Below are 13,922 nucleotides of genomic sequence, written 5' to 3' on the forward strand. Positions count from 1 at the left end.
ATATTTTCTTTTTGATATATTTGTTCACAATCAAAAATATAATCATGAAGAAAATCCTCTTAACCATAGTAGCTACCGCTACACTTCTTACTTCTTGTAAACAAGAAAAAAAAGAAGCGGTTAACACTCCTACTCCAGAAAATATAGAGTTTAATCAGTTACTAAAAGACTATAACGAAGGAAAACTGCAATTAAACCCCGTTAATGCGACTTTTGCGGGTGATAATCGTTTTAACGATCAATTTCCTAATACACTTTCAGACGAATATCAAACGAAAAGCAATGAGTTTTTCAAAAACTACAAAACAAAACTTAGCAATTTTAATGACGCTGACTTAACAGAAAGTCAACAAATGAGTAAAGCTGTGCTTGATTGGGATTGTGATATGGCATTGGCACAAGCTAGTTATAAAAATGACTTATTAATGCCCATTAACCAAATGTGGACAATTAACCTTACTATGGGGCAATTGGCAAGTGGTAGTAGTGCACAACCTTTTAAAACAGTTGAAGATTACGACAATTGGTTAAGCAGATTAGACAAATACAATACCTGGTTACAATCAGCTAAAGAGCGCATGCAAGAAGGAATGAATGAGGGCTATGTATTGCCAAAATCATTAATTAAAAAAGTTATTCCTCAATTTGAAAGTTTAGCTTTCAAAAAAAATCTTAAAAATCATTTATTCTATTCTCCGATAAACGCTTTACCAGCTGATTTTTCTGATGCTGATAAAACTAGACTAACAGAAGCATATACCAATATTTTGAATGATAAATTAATTCCGTCATTCAAAGTTGTGTATGAATTCTTAAAAAATGATTATTTAGCTGCTGGTAGAGAAAGTAGTGGTATTTCTGATATTCCTAATGGAACAGCATACTATCAACACGCTATAAAAAACTACACTACTACCAATATGACTGCTGATGAAATTCATGAGTTAGGGCTGAAAGAAGTTGCTCGAATTTTATCAGAAATGGAAAAAGTAAAAGAGCAAGTAGGTTTTGAAGGAAGTTTAAAAGAATTCTTTGATTTTGTTCGTAACAACAAAGAATTAATGCCATATACAGAGCCGCAACAAATTATTGATAACTTTAATGCGATTCACCAAAAAATGAAGCCACAATTAGAAAAGTTATTTGGTAACAAGCCAAAAACTCCATTTGTGGTAAAGCAAACTGAAAAATTCAGAGAAGCATCAGCAAGTGCTGAATACAACCCTGGTTCGTTAGACGGAACTCGTCCTGGAGTTTTCTATACACCAATTCCTGATGCTACTAAATACAATGTATTTTCTGATGAAGCTTTATTTTTGCATGAGGCTATTCCGGGTCACCATTATCAAATTTCATTAACGCAAGAAAATAAAGACTTACCAGATTTTAGAAAAACTTTATGGTACAGTGCTTATGGTGAAGGTTGGGCATTGTATACTGAAAACTTGGGAAAAGAATTAGGTTTATATACCGATCCTTATCAATACTTCGGAATGTTAGGTATGGAAATGCACCGAGCGATTCGTTTAGTAGTTGATACAGGAATACATGCTAAAGGTTGGAGTCGTGAAAAAGCAATTCAATATTCATTAGATAACGAAGCGGAAGGTGAAGCAAGTATTATCTCTGAAATTGAACGTTACATGGCGAATCCTGGACAAGCATTATCATATAAAATCGGACAATTAAAAATCCGTGAATTACGAGCTAAGGCTAAAAAGGAATTAGGTGATAAATTCGACATTAAAGAATTTCACAATCAAGTTTTAGAAACTGGATGTATTCCTCTAGCGTTGTTAGAAAACAAAATTGATAAATGGATTGCTTCTCAAAAGTAATAATTCAACTTATTACTATTAAAAATCCGCGTTGAATATTCAACGCGGATTTTTTTTTATGAATTTAAATGTTTCGTAAAATGATTTTTCAGAACATAAATCTGAATAAAAATCATTACTGTAAATAAAAAGCTAGTATATAGTACAGTATGTGAAATTGTAAATCCTTCAAAGAAATTAGGAAATTGAATATTCGATAAATAATCCATTTTTATTTCTGGTACTTTCAACCAGTTAAGAGAAGCTCCTTTCGATACATATAAAACACTAACGGCTAATATACTTGCTAACACAAACCATACTTTCTTAGAAATTAATGGTGTTGCTTTGTAAACAGAAGTCTTTTCTTCTTTCAAGATAGTCTCCATAATATTTGCGGTAAAATCTATCGATGGAGTTTCTATCTCTATATCTTTGATATGCTTTTTTGTAAAAGCACTCAACTCTTCTATATGTTTATTTTCTCCCATAATGATTTATCAATTCAGGTTCAACATTTTTCTCTACTATACTCAACAACATTTTTCTAGCCCTATGTAACTTCACTTTTACATTAGATTCTGAAAAATCTGTAATTTCAATGATTTCTTTCAAACTTAATTCTTCAAAATAAAACATCCACAAAATAGAACGTTCTTCCTCTGGCATACTCAACAAACAACTATTTATTACTTGTGCCCGTTCTTTTCGCTCAATTCCCTCTAAAACACTTTCAGTAGATTTTATTTTATTAATCGTAATTTCATCAATAACATCTACACTGTATTGTTCTTTTGTCTTTTTTAAAGCATCTAAACAAGTTCTATAAGCTATCTTATATAGCCATGTAGAAAACTTTGATTCTCCTTTAAACTTACTCAAGCTCTTATATGCTTTTATAAAAGTATCTTGAGAAATTTCTTCAGCTTCCTCTCTACTCTTCACCATTTTTAACGCCAAGGTAAATACCATTGTTTTATACTTTTCTACTAAAAAAGCATAAGCATTTGTATCTCCTTTTAGAATTTTATCTATGTAAGTTTGATCGTTAATAATAGTCATTTTATACTTTGACTGTATCTTGCTCTAAAAGGTTACAACTATTCATCAAAAAAAATGAAAGTTTTCTGTAACCTTTTTTGAAATATAGCTGTCATACCTGTAAACACATTAAAAATAATCATTTTAAATTCAAAAATATGGAAGCAGCAATTGTATTTATGTTCTTATTTGCAGTAATCTTCGGAATCTTTTATTTATTCTATTCAACAAGAAACAAAGAACGTTTAGCATTAATTGAAAAAGGTGTAGATGCCAAAATTTTTATGCAAGGTGAAAAAAAACGTTCAACTTTAACAGGTAGAGTTATTATTTTGAACTTAGCTCTATTAGCTATGGGAATCGGTGTGGGTGTTTTACTAGGAGCTTTATTAAGCTCTCTCTTCGGGTATAGTGGTCCATGGGAAACTCGTCCAACTGACGCCATAGATTCAGAAGTTTTCTTTATTGCTTCTATCTTTTTATGTGCTGGTGGAGCGCTATTAATTGGATTTAATCAAACTAAAAAATTAGACAACGAATAAACTGTCTTTTTTTTAAAAATAAATATCTAAAAGAGAATGAAGTAAATTTCATTCTCTTTTTTGTTTTGTACATTAGTAATATGAATAACAAACCTCATCTATATTTTAAAACTCATATTGAATGGCGATTGTGGTTAATAGAAAACCATAATCAAAGTGACGGAGTACATTTAATTTTGTACAAAATTGATGTTGACATGCCCAGCATGCGTTGGGAAGAAGCTGTTAAAGTAGCTTTATGCTTTGGATGGATTGATAGCACCGTAAAAAGTTTAGGAAATGGAAAAAGACGACAATACTTTTGTCCGAGAAAACCTAAAAGTATATGGAGTGCTTTAAATAAAAAATATATTGAAGAATTAATTGCTGATAATTTAATGCATGCTTCAGGGTTTACTTCTATTAAAATAGCTAAAGAAAATGGCTCTTGGAATGCTTTAGATTCTGTAGAAAATTTAATTATTCCTAAAGACCTACAAACTGAATTTGATAAAAACCCCATTGCTTTTAACAACTATCAAAATTTTGCACCCTCTTACCGAAAAGGTTATTTATATTGGTTACAACAAGCAAAAAGAGAAACTACAAGAACAAAACGACTTCATGAAATTATTCGTTTGTGTGTTATTAATCAAAAATCTAAATGATTTTTAGTATTTTGTTGTCCAATCAATTAACTATATGCAACTAGAATCCCTCGTCAAAAAATTTAAAACCAAAGATGTAAAAGCTTTTGAAAGTTTATACGAAATGTATAATGAGAGTGTACAAGGTATTGTATTTAACATTGTTAGAGAACAAACCATTGCTGAAGAAATCACTCAAGATGTTTTTATAAAAGCATGGAATAATGCCGAATCTTATTCAGAAAAAAAAGGACGTTTCTTTACATGGATTATTAATATTGCCAGAAATGCTGCTATTGATAAAACTCGATCAAAAAATTTTAAGAATAATTCAAGAAACCTTGATGCCGAAATTTTCGTAGATATATTAGAGAATCATGATAGTTTAGACTCTAAAACCGATGCTATTGGTATTAGAAACTTTGTAAGCAAGTTAAAAGAAACTTGTATTAAGGTTATAGAGCTTCTTTACTTTAAGGGGTTCACGCAAAAAGAGGTTTCTGAAAGTTTAGACATTCCCCTTGGAACCGTAAAAACTAGAAACCGAAACTGTATTAACGAATTAAGAATTATGCTTAAATAATGGCTGCAAACAAACACATAGAATCTGGAATTTTAGAACTATACATAGCTGGAGCACTTTCTGAAAAAGAAAACGAGCAAGTATATCGTTTAATAATGGAGTACCCAGAAATTTTAGAAGAAGTAAAAGAAATTGAAAAATCAATTGCTACTCTTACTTCTCACGTTGCTCCTAAAAATGTTAAAGGATCTTTTAAAGACATTTTAATTCAAATGTTACAAGAAAAAGAAGATTCGGCAAAAGTTGTTGCTTTAAAAACTTCAAAAAGAAATTGGGTTACCTACACAGGTTGGGCAGCAGCTCTAGTTGTAGGTAGTACCTTAATCTTGTCTTTAAACAAAAATGCTAATTTACAAGGGCAAATAGAGAGTATTAATGAAGCTAAAGAACAGTTTGAAATTCAACTAGATAAAACAAATTCTAATTTAGCTGAAAACAAAAAACTTTTAGCCGTAATAAGAAGTAAAGATATAGTTACAGTTCCATTACAAGGTCAAAAAGTATATCCTGAAGCTTATGCAAAAGTATATTGGAATAAAGACTCTAAAAATATTTACTTAGATGTTCAAGGGTTACCTGATCCACCAGAAGGAAAGGTATACCAAGTATGGTCTTTAAAACTCGATCCTTTATCTCCAACTAGCCTTGGTACCCTAGATGACTTTGCAACAAATGAAAATAAGGTATTCACTATAAATAACCCGAACGATTCACAGGCATTCGGGATTACCTTAGAACCTGCCGGCGGTAGTAAAACACCTACCCTTGACCAATTATACACTTTAGGTGCCGTATAAGATTCTTTAAATTTATAAATGAATATAGCCGCTTTTGCGGCTATATTTTGTTGTCATTCATCCTTCAAAAATGACAACTTTACATGAAATTCCCCTAATAACATTTATATTAAAAAGTATAACGTATTGATGCTTTTACTGAAAAAGGCGTCCCAGGAGTAAAATGGATTTCTTCAACTGGATTTGGTTCATTTTGTAACCTCGATTCTGTAGCAAACTGTGTTTCGTTCCAAACTACATCAAAAAGATTTTCTAAAGCTACGCCTACTGTTATATTATTCATTTTATAACTAACATTTGCATCTGTAACAAAATAACCTTCTGCAACTATTGAATTATCTTCATTTGCGGGTCTGTCTCCTATGTACCTGTAATTTATTCCTCCTGAAAAGTTCTTATAACTATTTACTGATAATCCTCCTGTTACTGTTATTTTAGGCGCTAAAGGAATATAGTTTTCACCTGACAAAGCATTAACACTTTCTGCTTTGGTATAAGTAGCATCGCTATCAAAATATAACCAATCTGTTAACTGATATCTAAGACCTAAATCGATACCATAACGTTGTGATTCTCCTGAAGGTTCTACAATACCTGCATCTCCAACATATACCAACTCGTCTTCTGATAACAAGTACCATAATGCTGTATTAATAGCTATTCTTGAAGTAGGCTTCCAAACAGTTCCAAAATCAACACCATAAGCTCTTGGTAATGTTTTTCTATTAGGTTGTGTCGCCACTACCCTTGTATCATTTGAGTGAAATCCTATTCCTGATTTTAAAAACCATTGAATTTTAGCATTTGGAGTATAGATTACATTAATTTTAGGATTTACAACCACTTGCGATTCAGAAAACGTTTTATACTCGTCTAATAAATAGTCATTGTAATTAAACTTTAAATAATCTAAACGTAATGCAGGAGCTACCATAAACTTACCAAATTCAAATTCACTATACACAAAAGCGTAATAGTTGGTTTGATTTACCTTTCCTAATTGAATTTGGTCTAATACTTCTTTTCTTTGAAGTGTATGCGATAACTCTAAATTATCTACGATATCAGCACGCAAACCTGTTCCAAAAGTTAACTCTACAGGTGTATTTGATAATTGTGTTTTCTTTTTAAACTGTGTATTAAACCCGAAAACATCTCTGTTTTCAGTTTGTTTTATTTGATCTCCATTTACAGGATCTTCTAAAAAGAAGGTAAAGTTTGAAAATAAATTGAAGTTATAGTTTGAATAGAAAACATTTGAAGTTACACTAACATCATTCTTTAAAACTTTTGAGTGTTCTAAATTTATATTTGTTCGTGATGTGGTTCCTCCTTCAGTATCATCAATTGAACCAAAACGAGTAATATTTCCATTATCAACTTCTCTTTGTGGTATTTGCCCAGAAGCATCCCATTTACTCGTAAAATGAGATGCTGATAATGATAAACTACTATTATCTTTTAAAAAGGTTCTATATTTTGTAAAAATATTAATTCGGCTAAAATTCTGAGGAGACTCTACAAAACCATCTGTTTCTAAATACTCAATAGCTACATAGGCATTGTCGGTACTGTTTTTATCTAACAAATTAAACATTCCTAAGGTTCTAAAGGTATTAAACTGACCTACTCCCACTTCAACTCTACTGTTTTGCAAATATGTTTTTGTTTTAAAATCTACATAACCTGCTGTATTAAAGTCTCCTTTACTAGCGTAATAAGGTCCTTTTCCGAAGTTAATTTTTTCAATGGTTTCAGGAATTATAAAGTGTAAATCACTATACCCTTGTCCGTGTGCATGAGAAACCATATTTACAGGAGTGCCATCTACTGATAATGCAATATCGGTACCATGATCTATATCAAAACCTCTTAAAAATATTTGTTCTGCTTTTCCTCCTCCTGCATGCTGCCCTATAAAAAGCCCTGGTACTCTTTGTAAAATTTGTTGAGATGAACTTACTGGCTTTTTATCTAAATCAACTCTTACAATTGTTTGTAATGGATCTTTTTTGTTAGTCAAGACCATTTCATCTAATAAGAAGTTTTTCATCTCTAAAACAATTGTATTTATGGTTTTAAAGTTGCTTTCGTTAAGTTGTAGTCTAACTTTTTCGTACCCTAAAATTCCAAACTCAATAACATCCCCTTCTTTAGAATTATCTAAAATAAATTCTCCGCTTACTTTTGTATGTGTATGGCTATTACTGGTCATGTTATATACATACACATTCTCTAAAGGTTTTTTATTGGCATTTAATACCTTTCCTTTAAATTGTTGTGAAAATACATGGTAGCTACCTAGCAGTAATGCTAAAAATAAAATCTTTGCTTTCAAAATACTGACGTTTAATTATATACTTAGAATCTTTTTTGCCATTAATGGACCTAATTCAAAAGAGCTTTCTAATAACTCTTCTTTTAAAGCCATAGCTTTATCTTTAATTCCATTTGCTTTGTAAATCTCAGCTATATGATATTGCACTTCGGGTTCGAAAGTTTTACCTACAACATGTGCATTAATTACTTCTAAAGCTTTTTTAAAATCTTTATTTTTGTAATAATACCAAGCTAATAAATCGTAAGATTGTGGTGTAGGTCTACTCTCTATTTCTTTTTCTATATATGGTAATGCATTTGCTGTATCATTAAGTTCTTCTAAATACAACTTAGCTAAATGCTGGTTATACATCACGCCATATAAGCTATTTTTTACAGCCGATAAATATACCTCTATATTACTTTCTTTTATCGTTAAATTATTCTTAAACTCAGCTATTTCTGCCTTTAACAAATAGTAGTCTGGTGAAGAATGTTCGTCGCTTATTATATCTAAAATTCGTAGTGCTTCATCTGGGTTTTTATCATGAGAATACACTATCCAAGCAATGCCTTTTTTGGCATATGCATTACTGTTATCCAGCTCTAATGCTTTTAAGTATAAATTATAAGAGTCTTTTATTTGTCCGTTATGTCCATAGAAGTCAGCCAAATTGGTATAACTCCAAGCTTTTAATTCTTTATTATTAGCTTCTTCTGCTTTTTTCATGGCCCTTTTCATAAAGCGAATAGCAGAAGTTAAATCTCCTTTATAATCATGCCATTTAGAGACTCTTATTAAATAATCAAAGTCAGAATAATTTTCAATTTTTGTTAAGTATTCTAAAGCTTTATTGGGTTCTCCTAACTCTAAATAAACATCAAACAGCATTTTTTGAGTAGCATTTAAATTCTCTCCATTTATTGCTGCTTTTTTTAATAGTTCTAATGACTCTTTAAATCGATGTTGTGAGATATAATTCCTAGCTAAAGATCGTAAATGTGAAGCTTTCGCATAATTTGTTTTTTGATTAATTTGTAGTAACTTTTTCTCAGCCTCTATCAAGTAAGAAATATTTCCTTTTTCTGAGAAAAGTAATGTATTAGCTTTAGCTATTTTACTTAAATATGGGTATTGTGTTGGCTGATTATTTAGCTTTTTTTGCCAAAAATCTAGTTCTTTTTGTACTAACGATTCAGAAGTTTTTATTGTATTATCTAAATACTTATTATACTCTTCTTTGTTAGCTATTTTAGTTGTTTTTGAAGTTGAACAACTTAATATAACACTACTTAAAATAGCACATATAATTATCTTAATAGTTTTCATTTTAGAAGGAATTTAGTTAGTAATTTGTTTAAAAATTGGTTGCTAAAAAGCAACCAATTTTAACTCCAGTAGGTTTAGTCATCTCGTTTTACCAAGGACTTGCTAAATATGGGAATGATGTTAAGAAGTCTTTATCATTCGCATCTACATGATCATCTGATAATGTTGGATTTTCAGAAAAGTCTTCTCCTCCAAAAATCAATAATAATTCAACTGTAATTACATCATCTGCTAAAGCTCTACCTGTCAACACATTAGTGCCATCATAAAAAGTTGTTGTACCATCTAATGAAACAGTTAAAACATCAGTAGCTAAAACACTTGCAAAAGTTGCAGCATCTAAACCTAATGCATTAGCATCTCCTTCATTTGCATATGCTGGACTTAAAGCTTTTAAATTCGTTTCAAACATTGTAGCAAAATTTGCTCCTTGCTCAGATGGTATTGTTACGTTAAATGCATCCTTCATATCACTATTTACAAAAACTGTGTTTACTGCTGGTCTCCCCATTTGGTCTTTCTGCATATAAGTTCCTGAAAAATCAATAGAAGCCATTGGTGGTATATTGTTATCATCATCACTACAACTTGCTAAGGCAAAAATTGATAGGATTGAAATTGCTAAGATTTTTATATTGTTAAGTTTCATGTCTTTTATTTTTAAAGTTGATTGTTTTTACTGCTTCGTTTTGGTTTCTACCCAAGTATTAATAGTCCCTGTGCCTCCAATCATAGATTTTGGCACTTCCACTACAACTGATAATACATTAGTACCTGCAAATGTGTCTGCCCCTGGATCGTTAAAACCACCTGCATTTCCTGCTATAATTTCACCATATTGAGCAAAATCCATAAAGAAAGGATCGTCTCTAGGTCCTGCAAAAAATTGCATACCTCCTTTGCTGCCAATAATAGCACTCGATCCATAAGGAGTTATAGAAACCCCATACTCTGATCCATCTTGTGGCAACATACTACTTAAACCAGTAGTTGATGGATTGTATGGACCAAAAAAGTACATTTTCCCGTCTCTTGGAATTGCTTGAATTACCAAATCCTCAACTTTATCGTCGTTATTATCAATATTAAATTCAATTAATACATTTTCATCAAAACTTGCTGATGCAGTAGCTGATGGACTTAATAAACCTTGAATATTGGCTACAAATACAAGATTCTCTGTATTTTCTCCTTGGAAAGCATAAAAGTCTGTTATATCACTTGAGCCTCCTGTTACATCTGGAGCATCTATATGATCTGCTGCTAATAACACCAGCCCTATTAATGCTAAAGCACTTGCTCCAATAATTAGTTTCATTTTTTTCATGATTGTAAATTTTTAATGATTAATTACTTATTCATCCTTACTTACGAGAAAACAACTTGCATGGTTTTTATTTTTTCAATATTTTTTCAAAAAAAATCATGAGCTTACAATTTTAAAGGGCTATAGCTATTATTTTTTCTTTTAAAACTTTATTTGATTTTCTACTTTTTGAAAATGAATACTTATTTTTGAATACTATGGGTACAATTTTAATTACAGGTGGAACAGGTTTAATTGGAAAAGAATTAACCAAAAAGCTAACTGATAAAGGATATGCTGTTAATATTCTTACCCGTAGTCCTAAAAATGAAAATGAATATAGTTGGAATGTAAAAGATAATTTTATTGATAAAAATGCTTTTACCAATGTTACTCATATTATTCACTTGGCTGGAGCAGGGATTACTGATAAACGTTGGACAAATAACCGTAAAAAAGAACTCATTGATAGCCGTGTAAAAACAACCAACCTACTATTTGAAAAAGTAAAAAAACACCAAGTTCCTATAAAAAGTTTCATTTCTGCATCTGGTATCGGATATTACGGTGCTGTTACTTCTGATATAGTTTTTTCAGAAGAAGATAAACCTAAAAATGATTTCATATCAAAGATTTGTGTAAAATGGGAAGATGCTGCTCTTAAATTTGAGCAATTGAATATTCCTGTAACAATTTTAAGAACTGGAGTAGTACTTTCTAAACAAGATGGAGCATTACAAAAAATGAATACACCTTTATTTTTATCTGTCTTAGGTGAAGGAAAACAATACATGCCTTGGATTCATATTGACGATTTATGTGAACTTTATACGAAAGCTATTGAGGACACTAATTTTAAAGGAATATTTAATGCAGTGGCTCCAGAACATCAAACCAATGAAAGTTTTACTAGAGCACTGTCTGTAGTTTTAAAAAAGCCTATGCTTCCCTTCAACGCTCCATCATTTGTTTTAAAAACAGCTTTAGGTGAGATGGCCTACATTTTATTAAATGGAAGTAGAGTTTCTTCAAAAAAAACAGCTAAATTTTATACTTTTATGTATCCTGATTTAAATTCAGCTCTTTATAACATATATGAAAATAGACGATAAGTTAAAAAATCCTGTTTGGTATTCGTTGTGTGAAACACATCAAAAATTTGTTATTAATTATGATGATGTAAAATTTTACGATCCTAAAATTTGTCCTTTTGGAGCTTTTACAGATGGCTCTAAAACAGCTACAGCTCTAAATGAATATGCTAAGCTAACAGATAAATTCTTTTTAGTTTCTGAAAACGAAACTCCAACCTATGATAGTCGTTTTATTACATTAGATAAAAAAATAGAAGGTTGTCAAATGGTTCTTGATAATTTGGTAGAACTAGAGATTTCAGAAGAAATTGTTCAACTAACCGAAAATCACGTTGATGAAATTTATAATCTAATATGGTTAGTAATGCCTGGGTATTATAAAAAAAGAACTTTTGATATGGGGAAATACTTTGGTGTTTTTAAAGACAATCAACTCGTGGCCATTACTGGGCAGCGTATGCAAACAGATGATTTTATTGAAGTAAGTGCCGTAGTTACCCATCCTAACTATACTAGAAAAGGATTAGCAAAGCAACTCACTCATTTTGTTACTCAAGAAATTATCAAAGATGGAAAGCACCCTATTTTACATACCACTAAAGGAAATCCTGCTATTGGACTTTATGAAAAATTAGGATATCGTCTTACTAGAGATATGAATTGGTGGTACTATCATTCAACTCAAATCTAACTAGTAATTTATTTTACCACAGATGATTTTAATTCAATATCAGAAGTCTCCCATACTTCATTAAATCTGTTTTCCGTTTCTTCTTGATTGGTTACATCACCTAATTTTGAGTAGGCTATACTTAATCCCTTTAGCGCCCAACCATTTTTAGGAAGATTTTTTAAATCTTGAGTATATGTATTTACCGCATCCTGATATTTCCCAGCATCTAATTGTACTGCTCCTAAATGATGTCTGACAGAAAAAAACCAATCAGGTGGCTCATTATAATTTAATGCATCTTCAATAGCAACAGCTTCTTTCAACAGAATAATACTTTGTTCATAGTTTTTTTCTTGTGAAAGTATTGTTGCTTTAAGCACTTTACTTGCTATTTGTACAAGTTCATAGACTGAGTTAATCTCCCAAATAGTAATTTCTCTCAACTCTTCTTTTGAGGCTATTTCATCTAAAGCTTGAAGTTCACTTTTAGCAGCTTTGATATTTCCTTTACCTACATTAGCCATTCCTTTGGCATAATGTAATACTGCAGTCGGGTAATCCAATTCGGGAACTTCATTTTCTATCGTAAGTATATCATCCCACTTACCAAATTTTACATAAATATAGTAAGGTATCGTGTAGTAATGCTGAATAGTCCCCCAACCTGGTTCCTTCATTAATTGTTTATTGGTATTTCTTTGTAGAGCTTCAGCAGCATAAAACGCCCATTTACTGCTTCCTTCTAAAGTAGCTGTAGCTGACATGAAATGTTGGTTGTGCGGATAGTATGCCAAAGGATATGCTCCTTGTGCATTACATGCTGTTACATATGCACTATCTACCTTTATAGATTGTAAATTAGCTAACGTTCCTTTATGATAATCACCTGTTCTAATATACACATGAGAAGGCATGTGCACTAAATGACCTGCATTAGGTACAAGTCCTTTATCAAATAATTCAGCACTTATCAATGCTCTTTCAGGTGCATTTGACGCTTCCACCGCATGAATGTAAAAATGATGCGCCCCAGGATGCTTAGGGTGTTTCTTTATAACACTCTCTATAGTGTTAATAATTTCTGGAGTCCATTCTTTATCTTTACCTTTTTTATCTTGTAAGTCCCACGGATGTAGATTCATTAACGATTCTGCATAAAGCACCCCTATTTCAGAATCGTTAGGATATTTATCATATAATACCTTCATAGCATTCGCATATGCCTCATCTAATGAACGACGATTGTCTACAATACTATCTATATACCTTTTAGAAAGAGCCTCAATAAGATCTCTTTCTTTTTCGGTTGCATTATCTTTTGACAGTTTTATCGCCTCCTGAATAGCTTTATAGGCACGTTCATAGTTATCACTTTCCATACCTGCATTATAATTAGGACCTAGTACATAAGCATAGCCCCAAAAAGCCATAGCACAGTTAGGATCGAGCTTGGTAGCATAATAAAAAGAACGGGCGGCTTCAGCATGATTAAAACCATAGGCTAAGATTAAACCTTGATTAAAATATCTTTGAACCAACGAATCATTAGTAGATATAGAATAATATAAATCTCCAAGATTTTCAAACAAAGGAGCTTTATTATTGTTATTATTATACCAATCTTTGTCTGATGTAATTGGAACGCACACTCTCGTAGAAGTGATTAAATCTTTTTCTTTCTTTTTATTTGAATTTTGACACCCAAACAAAAAAATAAGCAATACAGTTATTACAATAGAATATTTCATACCCCTTTTTTGTTAATTACAGCACAATAAATTTTTAAGTATCTTA

12 protein-coding genes and 2 pseudogenes are annotated in these 13,922 nt (G+C 31.3%); 7 read left to right on the forward strand and 7 right to left on the reverse strand.

From position 1 onward, the window contains the following. Positions 1 to 44: 44 nt before the first annotated feature. Positions 45 to 1,838: a DUF885 domain-containing protein gene (locus DFQ07_RS00910; RefSeq protein WP_133534408.1), complete on the forward strand. Its 1,794-nt coding sequence runs from the start codon at positions 45 to 47 to the stop codon at positions 1,836 to 1,838. Positions 1,839 to 1,894: 56 nt separating this feature from the next. Here the strand turns inward: DFQ07_RS00910 and DFQ07_RS00915 are convergent, their stop codons facing one another. Together DFQ07_RS00915 and DFQ07_RS00920 are read right to left on the reverse strand one after the other, a co-directional pair. Next, positions 1,895 to 2,308 carry a hypothetical protein gene (locus tag DFQ07_RS00915; RefSeq protein ID WP_133534409.1) on the reverse strand — a complete coding sequence of 138 codons (414 nt, stop codon included), beginning with the start codon at positions 2,306 to 2,308 and terminating at the stop codon, positions 1,895 to 1,897. After that, the gene (locus DFQ07_RS00920; RefSeq protein WP_133534410.1) at positions 2,295 to 2,879 is read right to left on the reverse strand and encodes an RNA polymerase sigma factor; all 585 of its coding nucleotides are present in this window, start codon (positions 2,877 to 2,879) and stop codon (positions 2,295 to 2,297) included. Before DFQ07_RS00920 ends, DFQ07_RS00915 begins: the two co-directional genes overlap by 14 nt. A gap of 137 nt (positions 2,880 to 3,016) precedes the next feature. On the opposite strand from DFQ07_RS00920, the gene DFQ07_RS00925 reads away from it, so the two are divergent. From DFQ07_RS00925 to DFQ07_RS00940, 4 genes are all read left to right on the forward strand, one after another. After that, positions 3,017 to 3,400, forward strand: coding sequence for a DUF6249 domain-containing protein (locus tag DFQ07_RS00925; RefSeq protein WP_133534411.1), 384 nt, complete (start codon positions 3,017 to 3,019; stop codon positions 3,398 to 3,400). A gap of 80 nt (positions 3,401 to 3,480) precedes the next feature. After that, on the forward strand, positions 3,481 to 4,047 hold the full coding sequence (locus DFQ07_RS00930) for a YdeI/OmpD-associated family protein (RefSeq protein ID WP_133534412.1): 567 nt from the start codon (positions 3,481 to 3,483) through the stop codon (positions 4,045 to 4,047). A 34-nt stretch (positions 4,048 to 4,081) separates the two neighbouring features. Further along, on the forward strand, positions 4,082 to 4,609 hold the full coding sequence (locus DFQ07_RS00935) for an RNA polymerase sigma factor (RefSeq protein WP_133534413.1): 528 nt from the start codon (positions 4,082 to 4,084) through the stop codon (positions 4,607 to 4,609). Beyond that, positions 4,609 to 5,406, forward strand: a complete 798-nt coding sequence (locus DFQ07_RS00940) for an anti-sigma factor (RefSeq protein ID WP_133534414.1) — start codon at positions 4,609 to 4,611, stop codon at positions 5,404 to 5,406. The genes DFQ07_RS00935 and DFQ07_RS00940 overlap by 1 nt, the downstream gene beginning before the upstream one ends. 109 nt (positions 5,407 to 5,515) lie before the next feature. Here DFQ07_RS00940 and DFQ07_RS00945 read toward each other — a convergent pair whose 3' ends face one another. The 4 genes and pseudogenes from DFQ07_RS00945 to DFQ07_RS15860 all read right to left on the reverse strand — a co-directional run. Further along, positions 5,516 to 7,744 (reverse strand): TonB-dependent receptor, encoded by a 2,229-nt coding sequence (locus tag DFQ07_RS00945; RefSeq protein WP_166627692.1) that lies wholly within the window; start codon positions 7,742 to 7,744, stop codon positions 5,516 to 5,518. A 15-nt stretch (positions 7,745 to 7,759) separates the two neighbouring features. Then, positions 7,760 to 9,055: a tetratricopeptide repeat protein gene (locus DFQ07_RS00950; RefSeq protein WP_133534416.1), complete on the reverse strand. Its 1,296-nt coding sequence runs from the start codon at positions 9,053 to 9,055 to the stop codon at positions 7,760 to 7,762. 88 nt (positions 9,056 to 9,143) lie between these two features. Next, a pseudogene (locus tag DFQ07_RS15835) lies at positions 9,144 to 10,076 on the reverse strand (DUF4331 family protein). Positions 10,077 to 10,109: 33 nt separating this feature from the next. Further along, positions 10,110 to 10,382, reverse strand: a pseudogene (locus tag DFQ07_RS15860) (DUF4331 family protein); the annotation flags it as partial. 197 nt (positions 10,383 to 10,579) lie between these two features. Between DFQ07_RS15860 and DFQ07_RS00965 the strand changes: the two are divergent. After that, positions 10,580 to 11,473 carry a TIGR01777 family oxidoreductase gene (locus tag DFQ07_RS00965; RefSeq protein WP_133534419.1) on the forward strand — a complete coding sequence of 298 codons (894 nt, stop codon included), beginning with the start codon at positions 10,580 to 10,582 and terminating at the stop codon, positions 11,471 to 11,473. After that, positions 11,457 to 12,146: a GNAT family N-acetyltransferase gene (locus DFQ07_RS00970; protein ID WP_133534420.1), complete on the forward strand. Its 690-nt coding sequence runs from the start codon at positions 11,457 to 11,459 to the stop codon at positions 12,144 to 12,146. The genes DFQ07_RS00965 and DFQ07_RS00970 overlap by 17 nt, the downstream gene beginning before the upstream one ends. 8 nt (positions 12,147 to 12,154) lie before the next feature. Here the strand turns inward: DFQ07_RS00970 and DFQ07_RS00975 are convergent, their stop codons facing one another. After that, on the reverse strand, positions 12,155 to 13,876 hold the full coding sequence (locus DFQ07_RS00975) for a hypothetical protein (RefSeq protein ID WP_133534421.1): 1,722 nt from the start codon (positions 13,874 to 13,876) through the stop codon (positions 12,155 to 12,157). Positions 13,877 to 13,922: the final 46 nt, after the last annotated feature.

Origin of the sequence: Tenacibaculum caenipelagi, from assembly GCF_004363005.1 — a bacterium.
In the GTDB taxonomy this organism is placed as follows: Bacteria; Bacteroidota; Bacteroidia; order Flavobacteriales; family Flavobacteriaceae; genus Polaribacter; species Polaribacter caenipelagi.

Excerpts from the sequence above, each read along its gene's own strand:
- DFQ07_RS00925 (WP_133534411.1), top strand. The coding sequence starts at position 3,017 with ATGGAAGCAGCAATTGTATTTATGTTCTTATTTGCAGTAATCTTCGGA.
- DFQ07_RS00910 (WP_133534408.1), top strand. The coding sequence starts at position 45 with ATGAAGAAAATCCTCTTAACCATAGTAGCTACCGCTACACTTCTTACT.
- DFQ07_RS00920 (WP_133534410.1), bottom strand. The coding sequence starts at position 2,879 with ATGACTATTATTAACGATCAAACTTACATAGATAAAATTCTAAAAGGA.
- DFQ07_RS00975 (WP_133534421.1), bottom strand. The coding sequence starts at position 13,876 with ATGAAATATTCTATTGTAATAACTGTATTGCTTATTTTTTTGTTTGGG.
- DFQ07_RS00965 (WP_133534419.1), top strand. The coding sequence starts at position 10,580 with ATGGGTACAATTTTAATTACAGGTGGAACAGGTTTAATTGGAAAAGAA.
- DFQ07_RS00915 (WP_133534409.1), bottom strand. The coding sequence starts at position 2,308 with ATGGGAGAAAATAAACATATAGAAGAGTTGAGTGCTTTTACAAAAAAG.
- DFQ07_RS00935 (WP_133534413.1), top strand. The coding sequence starts at position 4,082 with ATGCAACTAGAATCCCTCGTCAAAAAATTTAAAACCAAAGATGTAAAA.
- DFQ07_RS00940 (WP_133534414.1), top strand. The coding sequence starts at position 4,609 with ATGGCTGCAAACAAACACATAGAATCTGGAATTTTAGAACTATACATA.
- DFQ07_RS00930 (WP_133534412.1), top strand. The coding sequence starts at position 3,481 with ATGAATAACAAACCTCATCTATATTTTAAAACTCATATTGAATGGCGA.
- DFQ07_RS00970 (WP_133534420.1), top strand. The coding sequence starts at position 11,457 with ATGAAAATAGACGATAAGTTAAAAAATCCTGTTTGGTATTCGTTGTGT.
- DFQ07_RS00950 (WP_133534416.1), bottom strand. The coding sequence starts at position 9,055 with ATGAAAACTATTAAGATAATTATATGTGCTATTTTAAGTAGTGTTATA.